21 protein-coding genes, 1 tRNA gene and 1 riboswitch are annotated in these 17,027 nt (G+C 67.1%); of the genes, 14 read left to right on the forward strand and 8 right to left on the reverse strand.

The genetic code is table 11. The features are described 5' to 3' along the window. Positions 1–834 (forward strand): AraC family transcriptional regulator, encoded by an 834-nt coding sequence (locus C1924_RS07320; RefSeq protein ID WP_108764698.1) that lies wholly within the window; start codon positions 1–3, stop codon positions 832–834. Positions 835–838: 4 nt separating this feature from the next. On the opposite strand, the gene crcB is transcribed toward C1924_RS07320, so the two are convergent. Both crcB and C1924_RS07330 read right to left on the reverse strand, forming a co-directional pair. Further along, positions 839–1,231, reverse strand: a complete 393-nt coding sequence (gene crcB / locus C1924_RS07325) for a fluoride efflux transporter CrcB (protein ID WP_108764699.1) — start codon at positions 1,229–1,231, stop codon at positions 839–841. Positions 1,232–1,313: 82 nt separating this feature from the next. Further along, positions 1,314–1,377: riboswitch (Fluoride riboswitch) on the reverse strand. Positions 1,378–1,414: 37 nt separating this feature from the next. Further along, a complete protein-coding gene (locus C1924_RS07330; protein ID WP_254051231.1) occupies positions 1,415–1,855 on the reverse strand; it encodes a helix-turn-helix domain-containing protein in 441 nt (146 codons plus the stop codon). Positions 1,856–1,933: 78 nt separating this feature from the next. On the opposite strand from C1924_RS07330, the gene C1924_RS07335 reads away from it, so the two are divergent. Both C1924_RS07335 and C1924_RS07340 read left to right on the forward strand, forming a co-directional pair. Next, a complete protein-coding gene (locus C1924_RS07335) occupies positions 1,934–2,143 on the forward strand; it encodes a Cro/CI family transcriptional regulator (RefSeq protein ID WP_108764701.1) in 210 nt (69 codons plus the stop codon). Positions 2,144–2,482: 339 nt separating this feature from the next. Continuing rightward, positions 2,483–2,719: a hypothetical protein gene (locus C1924_RS07340; RefSeq protein ID WP_108764702.1), complete on the forward strand. Its 237-nt coding sequence runs from the start codon at positions 2,483–2,485 to the stop codon at positions 2,717–2,719. Positions 2,720–2,734: 15 nt separating this feature from the next. On the opposite strand, the gene C1924_RS07345 is transcribed toward C1924_RS07340, so the two are convergent. Both C1924_RS07345 and C1924_RS07350 read right to left on the reverse strand, forming a co-directional pair. Next, positions 2,735–3,727 carry a 4Fe-4S dicluster domain-containing protein gene (locus tag C1924_RS07345; RefSeq protein ID WP_254051232.1) on the reverse strand — a complete coding sequence of 331 codons (993 nt, stop codon included), beginning with the start codon at positions 3,725–3,727 and terminating at the stop codon, positions 2,735–2,737. Between the two features lie 53 nt (positions 3,728–3,780). Next, positions 3,781–4,068 (reverse strand): hypothetical protein, encoded by a 288-nt coding sequence (locus C1924_RS07350; RefSeq protein WP_108764704.1) that lies wholly within the window; start codon positions 4,066–4,068, stop codon positions 3,781–3,783. A 180-nt stretch (positions 4,069–4,248) separates the two neighbouring features. Here C1924_RS07350 and C1924_RS07355 point away from each other — a divergent pair, with 180 nt between their 5' ends. Together C1924_RS07355 and hemN are read left to right on the forward strand one after the other, a co-directional pair. Then, the gene (locus C1924_RS07355) at positions 4,249–4,689 is read left to right on the forward strand and encodes a group III truncated hemoglobin (protein ID WP_108764705.1); all 441 of its coding nucleotides are present in this window, start codon (positions 4,249–4,251) and stop codon (positions 4,687–4,689) included. A gap of 44 nt (positions 4,690–4,733) precedes the next feature. Then, positions 4,734–6,143, forward strand: coding sequence for an oxygen-independent coproporphyrinogen III oxidase (gene hemN / locus C1924_RS07360; protein ID WP_108766997.1), 1,410 nt, complete (start codon positions 4,734–4,736; stop codon positions 6,141–6,143). 9 nt (positions 6,144–6,152) lie between these two features. Here the strand turns inward: hemN and C1924_RS07365 are convergent, their stop codons facing one another. Continuing rightward, positions 6,153–6,821 (reverse strand): DUF1176 domain-containing protein, encoded by a 669-nt coding sequence (locus C1924_RS07365; RefSeq protein ID WP_159094765.1) that lies wholly within the window; start codon positions 6,819–6,821, stop codon positions 6,153–6,155. Positions 6,822–6,842: 21 nt separating this feature from the next. Further along, positions 6,843–6,929 (reverse strand) — tRNA-Leu (locus C1924_RS07370). 115 nt (positions 6,930–7,044) lie between these two features. On the opposite strand from C1924_RS07370, the gene C1924_RS07375 reads away from it, so the two are divergent. The 5 genes from C1924_RS07375 (at position 7,045) to C1924_RS07395 (ending at position 12,186) form a co-directional block, all read left to right on the forward strand. Beyond that, positions 7,045–8,064 carry a TraB/GumN family protein gene (locus C1924_RS07375; RefSeq protein WP_108764707.1) on the forward strand — a complete coding sequence of 340 codons (1,020 nt, stop codon included), beginning with the start codon at positions 7,045–7,047 and terminating at the stop codon, positions 8,062–8,064. A gap of 67 nt (positions 8,065–8,131) precedes the next feature. Beyond that, positions 8,132–8,578, forward strand: a complete 447-nt coding sequence (locus tag C1924_RS07380; protein ID WP_108764708.1) for a BLUF domain-containing protein — start codon at positions 8,132–8,134, stop codon at positions 8,576–8,578. A 108-nt stretch (positions 8,579–8,686) separates the two neighbouring features. After that, complete coding sequence (locus tag C1924_RS07385) at positions 8,687–9,973, forward strand: nucleotide sugar dehydrogenase (RefSeq protein WP_108764709.1); 1,287 nt, start codon at positions 8,687–8,689, stop codon at positions 9,971–9,973. Positions 9,974–10,016: 43 nt separating this feature from the next. Continuing rightward, the gene (locus tag C1924_RS07390; RefSeq protein WP_108764710.1) at positions 10,017–11,639 is read left to right on the forward strand and encodes an FMN-binding glutamate synthase family protein; all 1,623 of its coding nucleotides are present in this window, start codon (positions 10,017–10,019) and stop codon (positions 11,637–11,639) included. 85 nt (positions 11,640–11,724) lie between these two features. After that, positions 11,725–12,186: a GNAT family N-acetyltransferase gene (locus C1924_RS07395; protein WP_108764711.1), complete on the forward strand. Its 462-nt coding sequence runs from the start codon at positions 11,725–11,727 to the stop codon at positions 12,184–12,186. A 99-nt stretch (positions 12,187–12,285) separates the two neighbouring features. On the opposite strand, the gene C1924_RS07400 is transcribed toward C1924_RS07395, so the two are convergent. Beyond that, on the reverse strand, positions 12,286–13,530 hold the full coding sequence (locus tag C1924_RS07400) for a TIGR03862 family flavoprotein (protein WP_108764712.1): 1,245 nt from the start codon (positions 13,528–13,530) through the stop codon (positions 12,286–12,288). Continuing rightward, the gene (locus tag C1924_RS07405) at positions 13,517–13,951 is read right to left on the reverse strand and encodes an FKBP-type peptidyl-prolyl cis-trans isomerase (RefSeq protein ID WP_108764713.1); all 435 of its coding nucleotides are present in this window, start codon (positions 13,949–13,951) and stop codon (positions 13,517–13,519) included. Before C1924_RS07405 ends, C1924_RS07400 begins: the two co-directional genes overlap by 14 nt. 70 nt (positions 13,952–14,021) lie before the next feature. Here C1924_RS07405 and C1924_RS07410 point away from each other — a divergent pair, with 70 nt between their 5' ends. From C1924_RS07410 to C1924_RS07425, 4 genes are all read left to right on the forward strand, one after another. After that, a complete protein-coding gene (locus C1924_RS07410) occupies positions 14,022–14,387 on the forward strand; it encodes a DUF6164 family protein (protein WP_108764714.1) in 366 nt (121 codons plus the stop codon). A 116-nt stretch (positions 14,388–14,503) separates the two neighbouring features. Beyond that, positions 14,504–15,271 carry a sulfurtransferase gene (locus C1924_RS07415; RefSeq protein WP_108764715.1) on the forward strand — a complete coding sequence of 256 codons (768 nt, stop codon included), beginning with the start codon at positions 14,504–14,506 and terminating at the stop codon, positions 15,269–15,271. Between the two features lie 192 nt (positions 15,272–15,463). Beyond that, positions 15,464–16,459: an LLM class flavin-dependent oxidoreductase gene (locus tag C1924_RS07420; RefSeq protein ID WP_108764716.1), complete on the forward strand. Its 996-nt coding sequence runs from the start codon at positions 15,464–15,466 to the stop codon at positions 16,457–16,459. 70 nt (positions 16,460–16,529) lie between these two features. Continuing rightward, positions 16,530–17,027: a pyridoxamine 5'-phosphate oxidase family protein gene (locus C1924_RS07425; RefSeq protein ID WP_108764717.1), complete on the forward strand. Its 498-nt coding sequence runs from the start codon at positions 16,530–16,532 to the stop codon at positions 17,025–17,027.

The raw sequence follows: 17,027 nt of genomic DNA on the forward strand, positions 1-17,027 counted from the left end.
ATGGTCGACCGCCTTGCCGTCCTGCTGGAACGTTTCGCCGTCAATGCCTCGGTGTTCCATGCCGGCGCACTGTGCGGCATCAACAGCCTGCAGGGCGAAGACGACGCGGGCCAGCTGCATCTGGTGCGGCGAGGGCCGGTGCAGGTGAGCCATGGCCAGCAGACCGTGCAGGTGGATGTGCCCAGCCTGCTGCTGTACCCGCGGCCGATGCCACACCGGTTCACCACCGATCCACAGCACGGGGCCGACATGGCCTGCGCCAACCTGCATTTCGAGGGCGGGCGGCTGAATCCGATCAGCGCGGCGCTGCCGGATTTCATCTGCCTGCCCCTGACCGACCTGTACGGCGGCAGCGCGGTGCTGGATCTGCTGTTCGAGGAAGCATTCGAGCAGCGCTGCGGACGTGCCGTGATGGTCAACCGCCTGTTCGAGGTGGTGATGATCCAGGTGCTGCGCCAGCTGATGGAAGGGGGGCAGATGCGTGGCGGGCTGTTTGCCGGGCTCGGCCACCCCCGCCTGCGGCTGGCCCTGGTGGCCATGCATGAGGCGCCGGCGCAGGCATGGACACTGGAGGACCTTGCCGAAACGGCCGGGATGTCGCGCAGTGTGTTCGCTGCGAGCTTCCGCGAGGCCATGGGTACCACCCCGGGCCAGTATCTGCAGGGCTGGCGAGTGGGTCTGGCCCAGCAGGCCCTGCGCCAGGGGCGGCCACTGAAGCGGATTGCCGATGAAGTGGGCTATGGCAGCGAGGCGGCGCTCTCACGTGCGTTCAAGGCGCACACCGGGCAGTCACCACGGCAGTGGCGCGAGCTGGATCGCGCCACCGCCGCCTGAGCGGTCAGGCCAGCGCCAGGCGGGCCAGTTTCATGCCGGCAAACAGCCCGGCCAGGCCAAGTGCGACTGAGCCGCCTGCATAGAGCGCCGCCAGCCCATGCTGGCCGCGCTGCAGCAGCAGGCCGATTTCCAGGGAGTAGGTCGAGAAGGTGGTGTAGCCGCCCAGAATGCCGGTGGTCAGCAGCAGTCGCAGTTGCGGCGAGGCGCCATTGCGCAGGGCAAATGCCTCCACCACCACGCCCATCAGCAGCGCGCCGCTGATGTTGATGAGGAAGGTGGACCAGGGCCATGGACTGCCGACGGTGACCCGCGCACCGATGAGGTTGCAGGCGTGGCGCAGGCATGCGCCCGCGCCGCCACCCAGGAAGACCAGGAGATAGTTGTTCAGTGCTTGCATCGGTTGCCTCGAGTGCTGGTTCGCAGGATCGACGGCATTCGCAATGGCGGGCACGCCCTGCCATCGACGAACGCCGGGTTCGTCAACAACAGGAGCCATCAGCCATCTCAGGCGGTTGTCGGGGGAGCCCCATCCCCATCGCCCACCATGCTACCAGTGCCCGGCGATGCTGCGCAGGGCCGGTCAGGGCAGCGCGGTCGCCACGACGCGGGCCACTTTGTTGCGGCTGATGCCTTCGCGCAGCAGATCGTTGGCCATCAGCCCGAGCGAGGCCTGCCGGCGAAGACCGACGTCGATCCCGCGTCGATCCAGGATGTTCGCCACCATTTCGTAGGCGGTCTCCCAGACATCCAGGTAGGCCTCGCTGGGCAGATACATGTAGGCGGTGCCACGTTCGCCCACCGCGCCCTCGACCGGGCCGAACAGAAGTTCGCGCGGGTCCATCTTCACCGCATCGGCGATGCGGAAAAGCTGTTCGGCCTTTACGTGGTTAGCTTTGACGTTGTCATTGAGCCAGTTGCTGACGGTGGCAGTGGTGCTGTCGGCGGCGCGGGCCAGATCGGCTGGGCGGGGGTGGCCAGCATCCTTCATGGCGGCGGCGAGTCGTTGTCCAAGAGTATTCATCTATGCAAGCCAGCTTAACGCGTGGATTCAAAAGATTGCTTGCCACCAAAATAAGTCTGATGACGAAAGAGATCGAAAATGGACGAAATTTGGTGCAAGCGTCACGTGCGCGCGCGGCTGGGCCTCGGGACCGACGCAGAGCTGGCAAAGCTCTTTGGAATCAGCAGATCCGCTGTCTCGCAATGGCCTCGCGACGTTCCGATCCCCCGCCTGCGGCGCTACATGCTTCAGCAGCGCTATCCCGGTCTGTTTCCTGCAGAAACGAGCGATCAAGCGAAAACCATCTGATTTACGACTAAAAATGTCGCGCGGAACGCGGTTAAAGCATTTTGTTAAGCGCTCTTATCGAGATAGTTGAAATCAATGGCGCAAGGCGTGGCGACGGGCCGCAGGGCGCTCGCATCGGGGGAGTGTCGGCTTTGCCACGACCGGGAGAGGGGGACGGGATTCCGGCAGGATCATGAACGATTAATAATTTCAATCACAAAAGTCGCCTCCTGTAATTGACCTGTCGTGAAAATTATGACTAATTGGCATCAGCCGGTTGTGAAGGCCGGGAGTCTTTCAGTAGCACGCACGTGAATCGGTAGACCGTCAACGATGCAGGACAAGTCCAACGGAGGTCGTATGGAATACGGCATGCATGGCTTGGCTGAACGGGTACGCCGCGAACTGGAAGCCAGTTATCACAAACACGGATGCGGTCCGGCGTTCTGGGATACCTACCAGCAGGTGCTGGATCGCTTGGTTCCGCAGGGAACCGAGCGGACCGACGTCACCAATGATCTGGCACTGATCATCGAGCAGCTCGGCATCGTCCGCCGCGCGCAGCTGGTGCCGCCGGGCGACCGTCGCCCGCGTTGAGCCAGGCGCGCTGGATCAGAACAGGCGCCAGGCCCCACAGGCAAGCAGGGCCAGCAGCAGCGATGCCAGTGCGGTGGTGCGTGGGCGCCACCAGCGACGCGCTTGCCCGGCCATGGCCTGCGGGCTGCAATAGCGCACCAGCCCTGCGCCGAAGCCGGCACGGTGCTGCTGCTGCGCGCACGCTTCAAGGCAGGCGCCGCAGGCCAGGCAGTCGGCCTGCGGCCCATGGCGGATATCCAGCTGCATCGGACAGGCCACCACGCAGGCCGCACAGTCATCGCAATCCCCCAGCCGGTCCGCGCTGAACGTAGGCATCGGCCCGGCCAGCAACGGGTGGGCGGCCCGGAACACGTAATCCTGGGCGGTCACCGGATCGAGCAGGCCACGGCCACGACCGATCACGCCACCTTGCCCGGAAGGCCGTGCGCCACGCGGTTCGCCGCGGCGTGCGTCATAGAGCATGCGCGGGGTGTGCGGATCGGTCAGCAGCGGCTGCAGGCGCGCGAACGGGCACAGCGATCGGCACACCTGCTCGCGCAGGAAACCGGCATTGCCGTACGTGGCGGCCGCGTAGAACAGCACCCAGAACGCGGTCCAGCGGCTCCAGCCGGTTTCGGCGGTCAGGCCCAGCAGGCCATGGATGGGGCTGAACAGGCCGACGAAAGTGATGCCCGTCCATACGGCAAGCAGCAACCAGCACAGGCGGGTGGCGAACGTGGCCAGCGGCGGCGGCAGCCGTCGCTGCAGGGTGCGGGCGATGCCATCGAAGGCGCGCATCCACAGCGTCTGCGGGCAGGCGTGCCCGCACCAGACCCGGCCGGCCAGGTGGGTCAGCAGGGCCAGGCCCACGGCGAGGACCGCCAACAGGCCCAGCAGCGCGCCGACGTCATCCGGCCACAGGGTCCAGCCGAACAGATCGAAGCGGCGTGCGGAAAGATCCAGCAGCAGCGCCTGGCGGCCGTCCCAGCGCAACCATGGCAGCGCGTAGAACAGCGCCAGCAGCGTCATGCCGAGGGTGCCACGCCAGCGCCAGGGGCGCCTCGGGGAGGGCGCGGCGCAGCTCATCCCAGGGGCAGCTCGTCGTCGTCGCCATCGCTGAGCGGGCGCAGCAGGTACCCGGTCACCGCACTGGACAGCAGGGTGACTGCCCAGAACATGAAGAAGCCGGCGGTGTAGCCCAGCTCGCGGCTGATCACGCTCCCGGGGAAGCTGATCGCCTGCAGGCGCAGCGGGTCGACGAAGGCGAAGAACACCACGCTGGCCAGGCCGGCGGCGATGAAGCTGGGCCAGAGGATCGCGCCCCACTGCTGGATGAGCCGCTGGCGGCGGCCGGATGAAGGTGTGTTCATGCTGTTCCGGGTCGAGGAAGAAGGCGGCGCGTATACTCCGCCGTGGCTGGCGCAGCATCTGCAGGGCATGCGTCCTGCAAGCGCGTCAGCCTAGGCACGCCTGACCGTGCCGACATTGATCTGGATCAACAGCGGCCGCCGCCGCCGACGGCGCACTGCCGTTTCGTACTGGGTAACCCGATGAACGCATCTCCCCTGACCGAGCTTCCCGTTGCCTCGCTTGCGCTGTGCAGCGAAGAGGAAGTGACCCGCCTGGTCCATGACTTCTATGCGCGGGTCCGTGAGGAGGCGCGGCTGGGGCCGGTGTTCAACGGGCACGTGCATGACTGGCCCGCGCACCTGGCCCAGCTGGTCGATTTCTGGTCGGCGATGCTGCGCGGCACCCGGCGCTTCAGCGGTTCGCCGATGTCCAAGCACATGGCCATCGATCTCGACAAGGATCTGTTCGACCGCTGGCTGGTGCTGTTCCACATCACCACCGCCGAGTGCGGCAACCCGCCGATGCAGGCGCTGGCCGACGACGTCGCCAAGCGCATCGCCGATACCTTCTGGCGCCGCTACCAGATGCTGCGCTGGCCACAGGTAGGCCTGCCGGTACTGGGCGCCCGCCGCCAGGATTGATCCAGGTCAAGGCGGGGGCAGGGCACCAGCGCGATGCTGGCGTCATGGATACGTTCTCTCCCGCCGCCGGAGGCCTGGCCTGGACTTTCGACCCCGATCTGCTGCGCCGGCATGACCGGCCGGGGCCGCGCTATACCTCCTACCCGACCGCGCCGCACTTCCACGAAGGTTTCGATGCGCCGGCCCTGCGCCGGGCGATCGCTGACAGCAACCCGCTGGCGCGTGCCCTGTCGCTGTACGTGCACGTGCCGTACTGTTCCAGCCCCTGCTTCTACTGCGGCTGCAACCGGGTGATCACCCGCGATCGCGGCCGTGGCCACAGCTACGTGGCACGGGTGCTGGCCGAAGCTGATCTGCTGGCGCCGCAGTTCGATGACGGACGCGAGGTGATCCAGCTGCATCTGGGTGGTGGCACGCCCAATTTCCTCGATGCCGAGGCGATGACCACGCTGGTGGAGGGGTTGCGGCGTCGTTTCAGTTTCAGTGACGCGTCACAGCGCGATTTCTCCATCGAACTGGACCCGCGTTTCATCGATGCCGGCGATGTGGCGATGCTGGCGCGGCTGGGTTTCAATCGCGCCAGCCTGGGCGTGCAGGATTTCGATCCGCAGGTGCAGGAATCCATCAACCGCGTGCAGGGCGTGCGGCAGACGCTGGATATCCTGCGGGCCTGCCGTGACAGCGGCATGCGATCGGTCAACGTCGATCTGATCTACGGCTTGCCGGGGCAGAACCTGGAGGGCTTTGGGCGCACCCTGGAACTGGTACTGGCCCTGCGCCCGGACCGCCTGGCGGTGTACGGCTATGCGCATCTGCCGCACCTGTTCCGCGCGCAGCGGCAGATCGACGAAAGCCGGCTGCCCTCGCCGGAAGACAAGCTGGCCCTGCTCGGGCTGGCGGTGGAGCGCCTCTCGGCGGCCGGTTACCAGTACATCGGCATGGATCACTTCGCGCTGCCTGAAGAGGATCTCTCCCGCGCGCAGCGTGCCGGCCAGCTGCACCGTAATTTCATGGGCTACACCACCCATGCCGACACCGATCTGCTGGGCCTGGGGGTCAGTGCCATCAGCCACGTCGGCGCCACCTACAGCCAGAACCCGCGCGACCTGCCGTCGTGGGAGGCCGCCGTGGACCAGGGGCAGCTGCCGGTCTGGCGCGGCGTGGCGCTCAGTGACGACGACCAGCTGCGCGCCGAACTGATCCAGCAGCTGATGTGCCAGGGCGAAGTGGATGGGCGCGCGCTGGCGCAGCGCCATGGGGTGCGGTTCGAGGAGTACTTCGCCCCGGATCTGCAGGCCGTTCAACGCCTGCAGCAGGATGGCCTGGCCGAGTACCGCGACGGTGTGGTGCGCAGCAGTGAGGCCGGACGACCCCTGCTGCGCCTGCTGGCGATGTGCTTTGATCCGTACCTGCGGGCCGCACACGAACAGCCGCGCTACTCGCGGGCGATCTGAGCGCAGCGGTCAGCGCGGGTCCGTGGCGTCGCGCGCGGGCCCGAATTCGCGCGCCACTTTGGCCGGGCTGCTTGCGGTGCGGAACACGGTCGGCCAGTCACCGGGCTCGCCACCGAGGCAGTCGGGCTGCAGCTGCACGGTTTCGGCCTGGAAGGCCGTGCCGTCCCAGCGCCAGCTGGCGGCATGGCCGCAATCGCCGCCGCCGCGGTAGAACGTGGTTTCGGTGAGACGCTGGCGGGCAGGGTCGTAGTGCGGCCAGCCCAGCCGTTGCAGCTCGAAGGCGGGCATGTCGTCGTCGATGGCAGGCACCCCGGCCACGACAAAGTGCAGCGCATGGGCATCAGCCACCTTGCCGCGTTCAACGACGAATGCCACGGCGCTGGCGTTGTACGCGCCGGCCATGCAGCCGATGAACACCAGCTCGCGGTGCGTGTCGAGCGCGAAGGCCTGGTCCTGCCTGCGGGCAAGTGTGTCGTCTGGGTCGCAGTGGCGCTGCACCAGGATGCCGCGGTGAAGGCGCCGCACTTCGTCAACGCGCGAAGCGATCAATGAGGGCGACAGCGTACGCGTGCTGGCGGGAGCGACTTCCAGAACCGGCAGCGGTGCGAGTGGGGCGGCGGCAGTGCTTGCGGCGGCCATGGCCATCAGCAGCGCCAACCCTGGGCGGTGACCTTGCATGGATGTCGTTCCTTGACGAAGTGGTGCCCGGAGCCGGAATCGAACCGGCATGGGGTTACCCCCGGCGGATTTTAAGTCCGATGCGTCTACCAGTTTCGCCATCCGGGCCTGAAGCGCGCGCCGATTGTAGCGGAATCATGGCCCCTGCCGGCGGATAACACGGCCTTTACGCAGTGGATTGCGGCGCTGGTTACAGTCCGCCCACTCTCCCAGGAATGGCGACATGCACGGACGTGACAGGCAGTGGATGCGGTGGGTGTTGGTACTGGCCGTGGGGGTGTCGGCCGCGGCACAGTCGGCGCCGCCGGTGCCACCCGGTGGCGCGGTGGTCGACCTGGATACGGTGCAGGTGACCGGCGAACAGCCGGGCCCGGGCCTGTGGAAGGTGACGGACGCGCAGGGCCATGTACTGTGGATCCTGGGCACGGTGTCGCCGTTGCCGGCACGCATGGAATGGCGTTCGGACGAGGTCGAACGCACCATTGCCGGCGTTGACCATGTGCTGGGCGAACCGGGTTTCGGACTGGATGCAAAGATCGGTTTCTTCAAGGGTCTGACCCTGCTGCCGCTGGCGAAGAAGACCACGCGCGACCCACAGGGGCGCACGCTGGACCAGCTGCTGCCGGCGCCGACGTATGCACGCTGGTTGGGCCTGAAGCAGTCCTACCTGGGCAATGATCGTGGTGTGGAGAAAGATCGCCCGCTGGTGGCGTCCAACCGCCTGTACCAGGCGTTCCTCAAGCGCAATGGCCTGCGTGACGGCAGGCCGGTCAGGGACGCGCTCAAGCGTGTCTACAAAGCGCATGGCCTGGCGCCGGAGGACGTGCAGGTGAAGTTGAAGATCGACGATATCCGCGGCGCGTTGAAGGAGCTGCAGGCTTCGGAGGTGGATGACCGTGCCTGCTTCGAGCGCACGCTCGATACCGTGGAATTCCAGGCATCGGTGCTGCGCGAGCGGGCCAATGCCTGGGCGCTGGGCGATGTCGCCGTACTGAAGCGGCTTGCTTCATCGCCGATGGCGAAGAGCTGCCGGGAGACACTGCAGGATTCCGAGTTCGTGCGTCGCCGTGGCTGGAGCAACATGGGGCAGCAGGTGCGGGCGCGCTGGGTGCAGGCGGCCGAGGCATCACTTGGCAGGCATGCGGCCACGTTCGCCACGGTACCGGTGAGCCTGCTTCTGGGTGAGGGCTACCTTGAAGAACTGTCGCAGCGCGGCTACGTGATCGAGGCGCCACCGGAATAGGCAGCGCTTGAAGTCCTCGCGCTTCCTGTCATATTTGCCTGTATCAGGGGAAGGGGGAGCGTTGGAGATGGCGTTGCATGCGTTTGCCTATGTCAGTATGGCCAGGGAAGGGCTGGATGCGCCCGATCTTGATGCGCTGCTGGCCGAGGCGACCACCTTCAACCGCATGGCAGGTGTGACCGGCGTGCTGATGTTCGATGGCACCCGCTTCCTGCAGTACATCGAAGGGCCGCGCGATGGGGTGGCCTCGGTGCACGCGCGCATCCTCAATGCACGTCGCCACGGCAGCATCAGCGAACTGGCCGCAGGCGAGCTGCCGTCGCGCTGGTTCCCGCGCTGGACCATGGCCAACCGCAGGATCGACCCTGCCACGCTGGACAGCATCGTGGACGCGCCCTGGCAGGGCTTCGACAACGCGCAGGCGTCGGGCAGCCAGGGGTTCGCGCTGCTGCTGCGGGCCTGGACCGGCGGCCACGGCGAGCTCGAACCGGCCGCGGTGAGCCTGGGTTCCTGAGCCCGGCGTGGCCTGTCGCCGCCGGGGCGGTTACCCTTGCAGCATGTTTGTCTCCCGCTCGGAAATCCGGATGCCCAAGACCCTGTCGCTGCGCTTGAGGCATCGCGCATGAGTGCGCCCATCGGCGCTGCCCAGCGGCCGCTGCCGGCGGTGATCGGGCTGGGTTATGTCGGCCTGCCTCTGGCGGTGGCGTTTGGCCAGCACATTCCTACTCTTGGCTATGACATCGATGCAGCGCGCATCGCCGAACTCGAAAGTGGCCAGGATCACACCCTGGAAATGGAGCCGGAGGAGCTGGCCGCCGCTGTGCAGCTGCGTTACAGCAGCGACCCGGCGCAGCTGGACGCCTGCAACATCTACGTCGTGACCGTACCGACGCCGATCGACGCCTACGAGCAGCCGGACCTGGAGCCGCTGCGCTCGGCCACGCGCCTGGTGGCCAGCCACCTGCGTGCGGGGGATCTGGTCATCTACGAATCCACGGTGTACCCGGGTACCACCGAGGAAGTGTGCGTGCCGCTGCTGGAAGAAGGTTCCGGGCTGCGCTTCAACGAAGATTTCTACTGCGGCTACAGCCCGGAGCGGGTCAGCCCCGGCGATCGCCAGCGCCGCCTGGCCGACATCCGCAAGATCACCTCCGGTTCAACGCCGGCAGTGGCAGCCGTGGTTGATGGCCTGTACCAGCGCATCATCGCAGCCGGCACGTTCCCGGCGCCGTCGATGCGCGTGGCCGAAGCGGCCAAGGTGGTGGAGAACATCCAGCGTGACGTCAACATCGCGCTGGTCAACGAGCTGGCGCTGATCTTCGATCGCCTCGGCATCGACACCCAGGATGTGCTGGACGCTGCCGGCAGCAAGTGGAATTTCCTGCCGTTCCGGCCGGGCCTGGTGGGCGGCCACTGCATTGGCGTGGACCCGTACTACCTGCTGCACAAATCCGAGAGCGTGGGGTATCACCCGGATCTGATCCATACCGCACGGCAGGTCAACAACCGGGTCGGCGAGCACGTGGCCACGCGCGTGCTGGCGATGCTGGCCGAACGCGGCCGCGATGCCGTGCAGTCGCGCATTCTGGTGCTGGGGGTGACCTTCAAGGAAGATTGCCCGGACCTGCGCAACAGCCGCGCACTGGAACTGGCGCAACGCCTGCAGTCGGCCGGTGCGCAGGTGCACGTGAGCGATCCCTGGGTGGGACCGGCAGCGCTGGCCGATGCCAACGTGCATTGGGTGGCCGAGCCGCAGGCCGGGCACTACGACGCCGTGGTGCTGGCCGTTGCCCACGCCAGCTTCAAAACGCTGGATGAAGGTCGCATCCGCGCGCTGCTGGCGCCGGGCGGACTGGTCTACGACGTGAAGTCAGCCTGGCCGCGCAGCGTGGTCGACGACCGCCTGTAGACGCCCGGGCGGTAGACTGGGGCGGTTGCAACCGAGGAACGCCATGCACCGGTATATCGTCTACCTGCTCGCCATCCTGCTGTTTCCCCTGTGCCTGTGGCTGGCCACGATCTGGCCCGCCTGGTACTGGGGCGTGGGCCTGACCGCCGCGATGGTCGCGCTGGGCACCTGGGATCTGCTGCAGAAGCGCAGCACGCTGCGCCGCAACTACCCGGTGATGGCGCACTTCCGTTACGGCCTGGAATCGATCGGCCCGGAAATCCGCCAGTACTTCGTGCAGAGCGATCTGGAGGACGTGCCGTTCTCGCGCCAGCAGCGTGCGTTGATCTACCAGCGCGCCAAGAACGAAATGGACACGGTGCCCTTCGGTACGCTGCGCAGCACGTATGCGGTGGACTATGAGTGGATCAACCATTCGCTGGCGCCGACCACCATTGCGGCCCATGATTTCCGTGTGCTGATCGGCCCCAATTGCGCGAAACCCTATTCGGCCAGTGTGTTCAACATTTCGGCGATGAGTTTCGGTTCGCTGTCGGCCAACGCGATTCGAGCGCTGAACGAGGGAGCCCGACGCGGTGGCTTCTACCACGACACCGGCGAGGGGTCGATTTCGCCCTACCACCGGGAAATGGGCGGCGATCTGGTCTGGGAGATCGGCTCGGGCTATTTCGGCTGTCGCGACGAGAAGGGCGGTTTCAGCGAAGCGCGTTTCATCGCCAATGCCACCCACGATCAGGTCAAGATGATCGAGATCAAGCTGTCACAGGGTGCCAAGCCGGGCCATGGTGGCGTGCTGCCGGCGCCGAAGGTGACCGCTGAGATTTCCGCGACCCGCGGCGTGCCGATGGGCGTGGACTGTGTTTCGCCCTCACGCCATTCGGCGTTTTCGACGCCGGTGGAACTGCTGCAGTTCGTGGCCCGCCTGCGTGAACTGTCGGGCGGCAAGCCGGTCGGCTTCAAGCTGGCCATCGGCCATCCCTGGGAATGGTTCGGCATTGCCAAGGCCATGCAGGAAACCGGTCTGCTGCCGGACTTCATCGTGGTCGATGGCGCCGAGGGCGGCACCGGCGCGGCCCCGGCCGAGTTTGTCGATCATGTGGGCGTGCCGATGCACGAGGCGCTGCTGCTGGTGCATAACACCCTGGTGGGCCTGGACCTGCGCGAGCGCATCCGCATTGGTGCGGCAGGCAAGATCACCAGCGCGTTTGAAATCGCCCGTACCATTGCGTTGGGTGCGGACTGGTGCAATGCCGGCCGTGGCTTCATGTTCGCACTGGGTTGCATCCAGTCGCTCAGCTGCCACACCGACAAGTGCCCGACCGGCATCGCCACGCAGGACCCGGCCCGTTGGAAGCACCTGGACGCGCCGGACAAGGCCACGCGTGTGCACAGCTATCACGAGCACACGCTGCATGCGCTGAAGGAACTGCTGTGCGCTGCCGGCCTCAACGACCCGGCCGAACTCGGGCCGGAGCACATCCTGCGCCGCGTTTCGCCGGTCGAGATCCGTTCGCTGGCTTCGCTGTACCGCTACCTGGAACCCGGCGAGCTGCTGCACAAGGTGCCGGACCATGCGGTGTTCCACTCGTTCTGGGCCGAAGCGCGCAGCGATTCGTTTCAGCCGCCGCCGCGCATCCAGGCACTCCGCGCCAGCAAATCGCGGTAGCCGCTGTGGGTAGAGTCGAGCGGTGCTCGACTGCTTTTCGATCAACAGAAGCAGTCGAGCAAGTTCGGCTCTACAAGGAGATGTCATGCACTTCAGGACCGGCACCCCCGATGACGTGGCCACACTGTGGGCGCTGCGCACGCGCTGTGTGCGCGAAACCTGCAGCAGCCACTATCCGCCTGATGTCATCGCGCCGTGGTCAGCGTCGCCGCCGCCGGCGCAGTACGCGCGCCTGCTGGCACAGGGCGGCTGTGTCGTGGCCGAGGACGCTGCTGGAGGGCTGTTGGGGTTCGGCGTGTTCGATGCCGCCGGCAATGAGATCGACGCGCTGTTCGTCGATCCGGACAAGGGAGGGCAGGGCATTGGCCAGGCGCTGATGCAGTGCCTGCTGGCAATGGCCGATCCCGCGCGGGACGTCGTGTTGTCGGCCTCGCTCAATGCCGTGCCGTTCTATCAACGGCAGGGTTTCGTGCCTGGGGCTGCCGAAGCGTACCCGCACCCCAGTGGTGTCGCCCTGGCCTCGGTGCGCATGCACCGGCCCTCGTAGCGTCGAGCTTGCTCGACTGCTCTGTTTTTGTAGAGCCGAGCCCATGTTCGGCTGTTGTCGATCAAGCCGAGCACGGGCTCGGCTCTACGAAACCCGCGGTCACCGCCCGGCCAACCACCCGATCACACCCTCGGCCGCACGCAGGCCACTGGCATAGCACGCGGTCAACAGGTAGCCGCCGGTCGGCGCCTCCCAGTCCAGCATCTCGCCCGCACAGAACACGCCGGGCAGGGCGCGCACCATCAGGCCTTCATCCAGCGCCTGCAGGCGCACCCCGCCTGCCGTGCTGATCACCTCGGCCATCGGGCGCGGCCGCAGCAGGCGCAGTGGCAGGCGCTTGAGCGTAGCTGCCACGGCCGGCAGATCATGGCCGGCCTCCTTGCCGAGGACCTCGAACACCAAGGCCGCCTTCACCGCATCCAGCCCTGCCTGGCGGCGCAGATGCTCGCCGAAGCTGCGGCCCTTGCGTGGACGCGACAGGTCGGCCAACAGACGTGCTTCATCACGGCCCGGCACCAGGTCCAGCCAGAGCGTCGCGTGTCCGTCGCGGTTGATCGTCTCGCGCAGGTCGGCCGCCAGCGCGTAGACCAGGCTGCCTTCGATGCCATAGGCGCTGGCCACGCATTCGCCCTGCAGCGATTGCGGCTGACCCTGCAGGTCGATCCAGTGCGCGACCACCGGTTTCAGCGGCGCACCGGCATTGCGCTGGGCGAAGAACGGCGTCCATTCCACGTCGAAGCCGCAGTTGGCCGATTGCAGCGGCGCGATATCGACCCCGCGCGATTGCAACGGCTCCACCCAGGCGCCATCGCTGCCCAGTTGTGGCCAGCTGCCGCCGCCCAGTGCGAGCAGGGTGGCATCAGCCTGCACGGCCACCGGGCCTTCTTCGGTGCTGAAGCACAGCGCGCCGTCATCATTCCAACCGGTCCAGCGGTGGTTGGCGTGCAGGCGGACGCCCTGTTCCTTCAGGCGTCGTACCCAGCCGCGCAGCAGCGGGGCAGCCTTGCGATCAACCGGGAACACGCGGCCGGAACTGCCGACATAGGTCTCCACGCCGAAGCCGGCAGCCCAGTCCCGCAGGGCCTGTGCGTCGAAGCCATCCAGCCACTGGCCGACGGCGGGCGCCTGTTCGCGGTAGCGGCTGTCGAACAGCGGTCGCGGATCGGAATGGGTCAGGTTGAGCCCGCCCTTGCCGGCGATCAGGAACTTGCGGCCAGGGGAACCCTTGGCTTCGTACAGGTCGACGTCCAGCCCGGCCGAGCGCAGGCGCTCGGCGGCGAACAGGCCGGCCGGTCCGCCGCCGACGACGGCAACCCGGCCCGGCGATGCATCACGGTTTGACATCGAGCAGCTCGACATCGAACACCAGCGAGGAACCGGCCGGAATCGGGCCGATGCCACGGTCGCCGTACCCATAGGCCGGCGGGATCATCAGCGTGCGCTTGCCGCCCACCTTCATGCCCGCCACGCCTTCATCCCAGCCACGGATGACCTGGCCGGCGCCAAGCGCAAACGTGAACGGTTCGCCGCGGCCGAGCGAGCTGTCGAACGTCTTGCCATGCTTGCTCTCGGTACGCTGGTCGTAGATCCAGCCGGTGTAATGCACGGTCACTTTCTGCCCAGGCACGGCTTCGGCGCCGGTGCCCACCTGGGTGTCGATGCGCTCGAAGGTGGTCAGGGTGCCACCCGGTGGCGGGCCGGCCGGTTCGCGGGCACAGCCGGCGGCGACAAGGGACAGCAGCAGGGGTAGCAGCAGGCGGCGCATCGGGCGTCTCCGGAATGGGCGGTGTCGGGGGCGGCAAGGGTAGCGCATCGGCGCCGGGTATCATGGTTGCATGGCCAAACTCCTGCTCAATCTCCGCAATGTCGGGGACGATGAATATGCCGATGTATGCGCGCTGCTGGACCAGCATGGCATCGCCTGGTACCGCACCGAACCCAGTCCGTGGGGCATTTCCAACGGCGGCCTGTGGCTGAGCGAGGATGCCGACCAGCCGCGGGCGAAGGCGTTGATGGCCGACTACCAGGCGGCGCGTGGGGTGCGCGTGCGTGCCGAGCGTGAGCAGGCCCTGCGCGACGGGACGGCCGAAACGTTCGGCAGCCTGCTGCGGCGGCGGCCGGTATTCGTGGTGCTGGTGCTGCTGGGCATGGGGGTTGCGGCAGCACTGGTGCTGCTGCCGTTCGTGCTGCTGCGCGGCTGAGGCACCCACGGTCTTGCCGGCCGTTGGCCGGCAAGGGGGGGGCAGCGCCCTCCGCCGCGCGGAGGGCGCTGACCCCCGAATCTGTCCGTGCCGGCGCGAGGCGCTAAAATGACGGCATGATCGCCAATACCGCTGCCTATCACTTCGCCGTCATCGACGCCCCCCAGGTCCTGTGCGACCAGCTGCTGGCGCGCGCCGAGGCGTCTGGGCTGCGTGGAACGATCCTGGTGGCGGGCGAGGGGCTGAACCTGTTCCTCGCCGGGGCACCCGAGGCCATCGAAGGGTTCTATGCGGCCCTGCACGCCGATGCGCGTTTTGCCGACATGCGGGTCAAGACCAGCTTCAGTGAGCACCAGCCGTTCGCGCGGCTGAAGGCCAAAGTCAAAGACGAAATCATCAGCTTCCGCCGCGATGATGGCCAGCCGCTGCAGTACCCGCGCGCACCTGCGGTGGATCCTGCCACCGTGCAGCGTTGGCTGCGCCAGGGGCATGACGATGCGGGCAAGCCGGTGGTGATGCTCGATACGCGCAACCTGCAGGAAGTGGAGTTCGGCACGTTCAAGGACGCGCTGGTGCTGCCCATCCACAAGTTCACCGATCTGCCGGAGGCTTTGGCACCGCACCGCGAGGCGCTGAAGAACAGCACCGTGGTCAGCTTCTGCACCGGCGGCATCCGCTGCGAAAAGGCCGCGTTGTGGATGGCCAACGATGGCATGGACAATGTGCTGCAGCTGGATGGCGGCATCCTCGGCTATTTCGAGGAAGTGGGCGGCGAGGGTTACGAAGGCCGCTGCTTTGTGTTCGATGAGCGCGTGGCGCTGGATGCAGCGCTGCAGCCGCTGGTCGACCAGCCGCTGGCCAAGCCGCGCCCCAGCGCGTTCTGACCGCGCCTGGGTAGCGCCGGCCGCTGGCCGGCTGCCACGGCACGCTGTCTGCCGGCCAGCGGCCGGCACTACCAGATCGAGCGCGGCGGGTCCTTAACCCGTGCCGCAGGAATCAGCATCCTGCCACCGTCACTGGCCGTGGCCCCGTCCCGACCCCATGCAAGGGGGCATCTTGTGACGGAAATACGCCTGATGATCCCGTTGTCGATCCTCGACCTGGCCCCGGTCTGCGAGGGCAGCGATACTACCGCCGCCTTCGCCAACATGCTGGAACTGGCCCAGCACGCCGATGCGCTGGGCTACCGCCGCTACTGGCTGGCCGAACACCACAACATGCCCGGCATCGCCAGTGCGGCCACCGCCGTGCTGATCGGTCACGTGGCCGGCGGCACCCAGCGTATCCGCGTGGGCTCCGGCGGCATCATGCTGCCCAATCACGCGCCGCTGCAGGTGGCCGAGCAGTTTGGCACGCTGGCTTCGCTGTATCCGGACCGCATCGATCTGGGCCTGGGACGCGCCCCCGGCACCGACCAGCCCACCGCACGCGCGCTGCGCCGCTACTTCGACAGCGCCGACCAGTTCCCGCAGGACGTGCGCGAACTGCTGCACTACTTCGAGCCGGTGCAACCCGGCCAGGCCGTGCAGGCCGTGCCTGGCGGCGGCCTGCGGGTGCCGACCTGGATCCTCGGCTCCAGCCTGTTCGGTGCGCGCATGGCGGCCTCAATGGGCCTGCCGTATGCGTTTGCCTCGCACTTCGCACCGGATTCGATGGACGAAGCGCTGGCGGTCTATCGCCGCGAGTTCCGTCCTTCTGCCACGCTCAAGCAGCCGCACGCGATGCTGGCCCTGAATGTCGTCGCCAGTGACAGCGAGGCCGAATCGCGGCGGCTGTTCACCAGCCAGCAGCAGAGCTTCGTCAATCTGCGCCGCGGCCGCCCGGGTCGGATCCCTGCGCCGATCGACGATATCGAAACGTTCTGGGAACCCCACGAGAAGCTCGGCGTGGAGCGTGCGCTGGCCTGCACCGTGCTGGGCGACCCGCAGCAGGTGGCGGAGGGCATCGCGGCCTTCGTCGAGCGGCACAAGCCCGACGAGCTGATGCTGACCGCCAACCTGTACGACCACCGCGCACGCCTGCGCTCGTTCGAGCTGACCATGCAGGCCTGGCACGCCCGCCACGCCGGCTGAACATCTGCATCACGGTGCATTGCGGTGGCACCGGGTCTGATGGGGGCTCCTTATTCCGGAGCCCCCCACGATGGCCGAGACCCGCGCCGAACACATTGCCCAGCTGGCCGAACTGATCAAGGACGTGGAGGTGGCGATGTTCACCACCATCGGCGTCGACGGCCGCCTGTACAGCCGGCCGTTGGGCACACAGCAGGTGGCCTTCGATGGTGACCTCTGGTTCGCCACCGCCGCCGACAGCCCGAAGGTGGCCGAGATCGCGCTCAATCCGCGGGTCAACGTGGCCTATGCCTCGGCATCGAAGAACACGTATGTGTCGGTGGCCGGGCGCGCGCGCATTGTCGATGACCGCGCGAAGATCGAAGAACTGTGGTCGCCGCCGATGAAGCTGTTCTTCCCGGGTGGCAAGGACGATCCGAACCTGCGGCTGATCCACGTGCGCGCTGATTCGGCCGAATACTGGGATGGTCCTGGCACGCTGCTGGGCAAGGCGCTGACGTTCGTGCTGTCAGCGGTGCAGGACGAACCGGCGCAGCTGGGCGACAACGGATTCATCGACCTGCGTTGA

This window comes from Stenotrophomonas sp. ESTM1D_MKCIP4_1 (genome assembly GCF_003086895.1).
Taxonomy (GTDB): domain Bacteria; phylum Pseudomonadota; class Gammaproteobacteria; order Xanthomonadales; family Xanthomonadaceae; genus Stenotrophomonas.

Coding starts and splice junctions, on each gene's coding strand:
- C1924_RS07355 (WP_108764705.1), top strand. CDS start 4,249: ATGAACGCATCTCCCCTGACCGAGCTTCCCGTTGCCTCGCTTGCGCTG.
- C1924_RS07390 (WP_108764710.1), top strand. CDS start 10,017: ATGCACCGGTATATCGTCTACCTGCTCGCCATCCTGCTGTTTCCCCTG.
- C1924_RS07400 (WP_108764712.1), bottom strand. CDS start 13,530: ATGTCAAACCGTGATGCATCGCCGGGCCGGGTTGCCGTCGTCGGCGGC.
- C1924_RS07335 (WP_108764701.1), top strand. CDS start 1,934: ATGGACGAAATTTGGTGCAAGCGTCACGTGCGCGCGCGGCTGGGCCTC.
- crcB (WP_108764699.1), bottom strand. CDS start 1,231: ATGCAAGCACTGAACAACTATCTCCTGGTCTTCCTGGGTGGCGGCGCG.
- C1924_RS07340 (WP_108764702.1), top strand. CDS start 2,483: ATGGAATACGGCATGCATGGCTTGGCTGAACGGGTACGCCGCGAACTG.
- C1924_RS07330 (WP_254051231.1), bottom strand. CDS start 1,855: ATGAATACTCTTGGACAACGACTCGCCGCCGCCATGAAGGATGCTGGC.
- C1924_RS07425 (WP_108764717.1), top strand. CDS start 16,530: ATGGCCGAGACCCGCGCCGAACACATTGCCCAGCTGGCCGAACTGATC.
- C1924_RS07410 (WP_108764714.1), top strand. CDS start 14,022: ATGGCCAAACTCCTGCTCAATCTCCGCAATGTCGGGGACGATGAATAT.
- C1924_RS07385 (WP_108764709.1), top strand. CDS start 8,687: ATGAGTGCGCCCATCGGCGCTGCCCAGCGGCCGCTGCCGGCGGTGATC.
- C1924_RS07395 (WP_108764711.1), top strand. CDS start 11,725: ATGCACTTCAGGACCGGCACCCCCGATGACGTGGCCACACTGTGGGCG.
- C1924_RS07350 (WP_108764704.1), bottom strand. CDS start 4,068: ATGAACACACCTTCATCCGGCCGCCGCCAGCGGCTCATCCAGCAGTGG.
- C1924_RS07365 (WP_159094765.1), bottom strand. CDS start 6,821: ATGCAAGGTCACCGCCCAGGGTTGGCGCTGCTGATGGCCATGGCCGCC.
- C1924_RS07345 (WP_254051232.1), bottom strand. CDS start 3,727: ATGACGCTGCTGGCGCTGTTCTACGCGCTGCCATGGTTGCGCTGGGAC.
- C1924_RS07405 (WP_108764713.1), bottom strand. CDS start 13,951: ATGCGCCGCCTGCTGCTACCCCTGCTGCTGTCCCTTGTCGCCGCCGGC.
- C1924_RS07375 (WP_108764707.1), top strand. CDS start 7,045: ATGCACGGACGTGACAGGCAGTGGATGCGGTGGGTGTTGGTACTGGCC.
- C1924_RS07380 (WP_108764708.1), top strand. CDS start 8,132: ATGGCGTTGCATGCGTTTGCCTATGTCAGTATGGCCAGGGAAGGGCTG.
- hemN (WP_108766997.1), top strand. CDS start 4,734: ATGGATACGTTCTCTCCCGCCGCCGGAGGCCTGGCCTGGACTTTCGAC.
- C1924_RS07420 (WP_108764716.1), top strand. CDS start 15,464: ATGATCCCGTTGTCGATCCTCGACCTGGCCCCGGTCTGCGAGGGCAGC.
- C1924_RS07320 (WP_108764698.1), top strand. CDS start 1: ATGGTCGACCGCCTTGCCGTCCTGCTGGAACGTTTCGCCGTCAATGCC.
- C1924_RS07415 (WP_108764715.1), top strand. CDS start 14,504: ATGATCGCCAATACCGCTGCCTATCACTTCGCCGTCATCGACGCCCCC.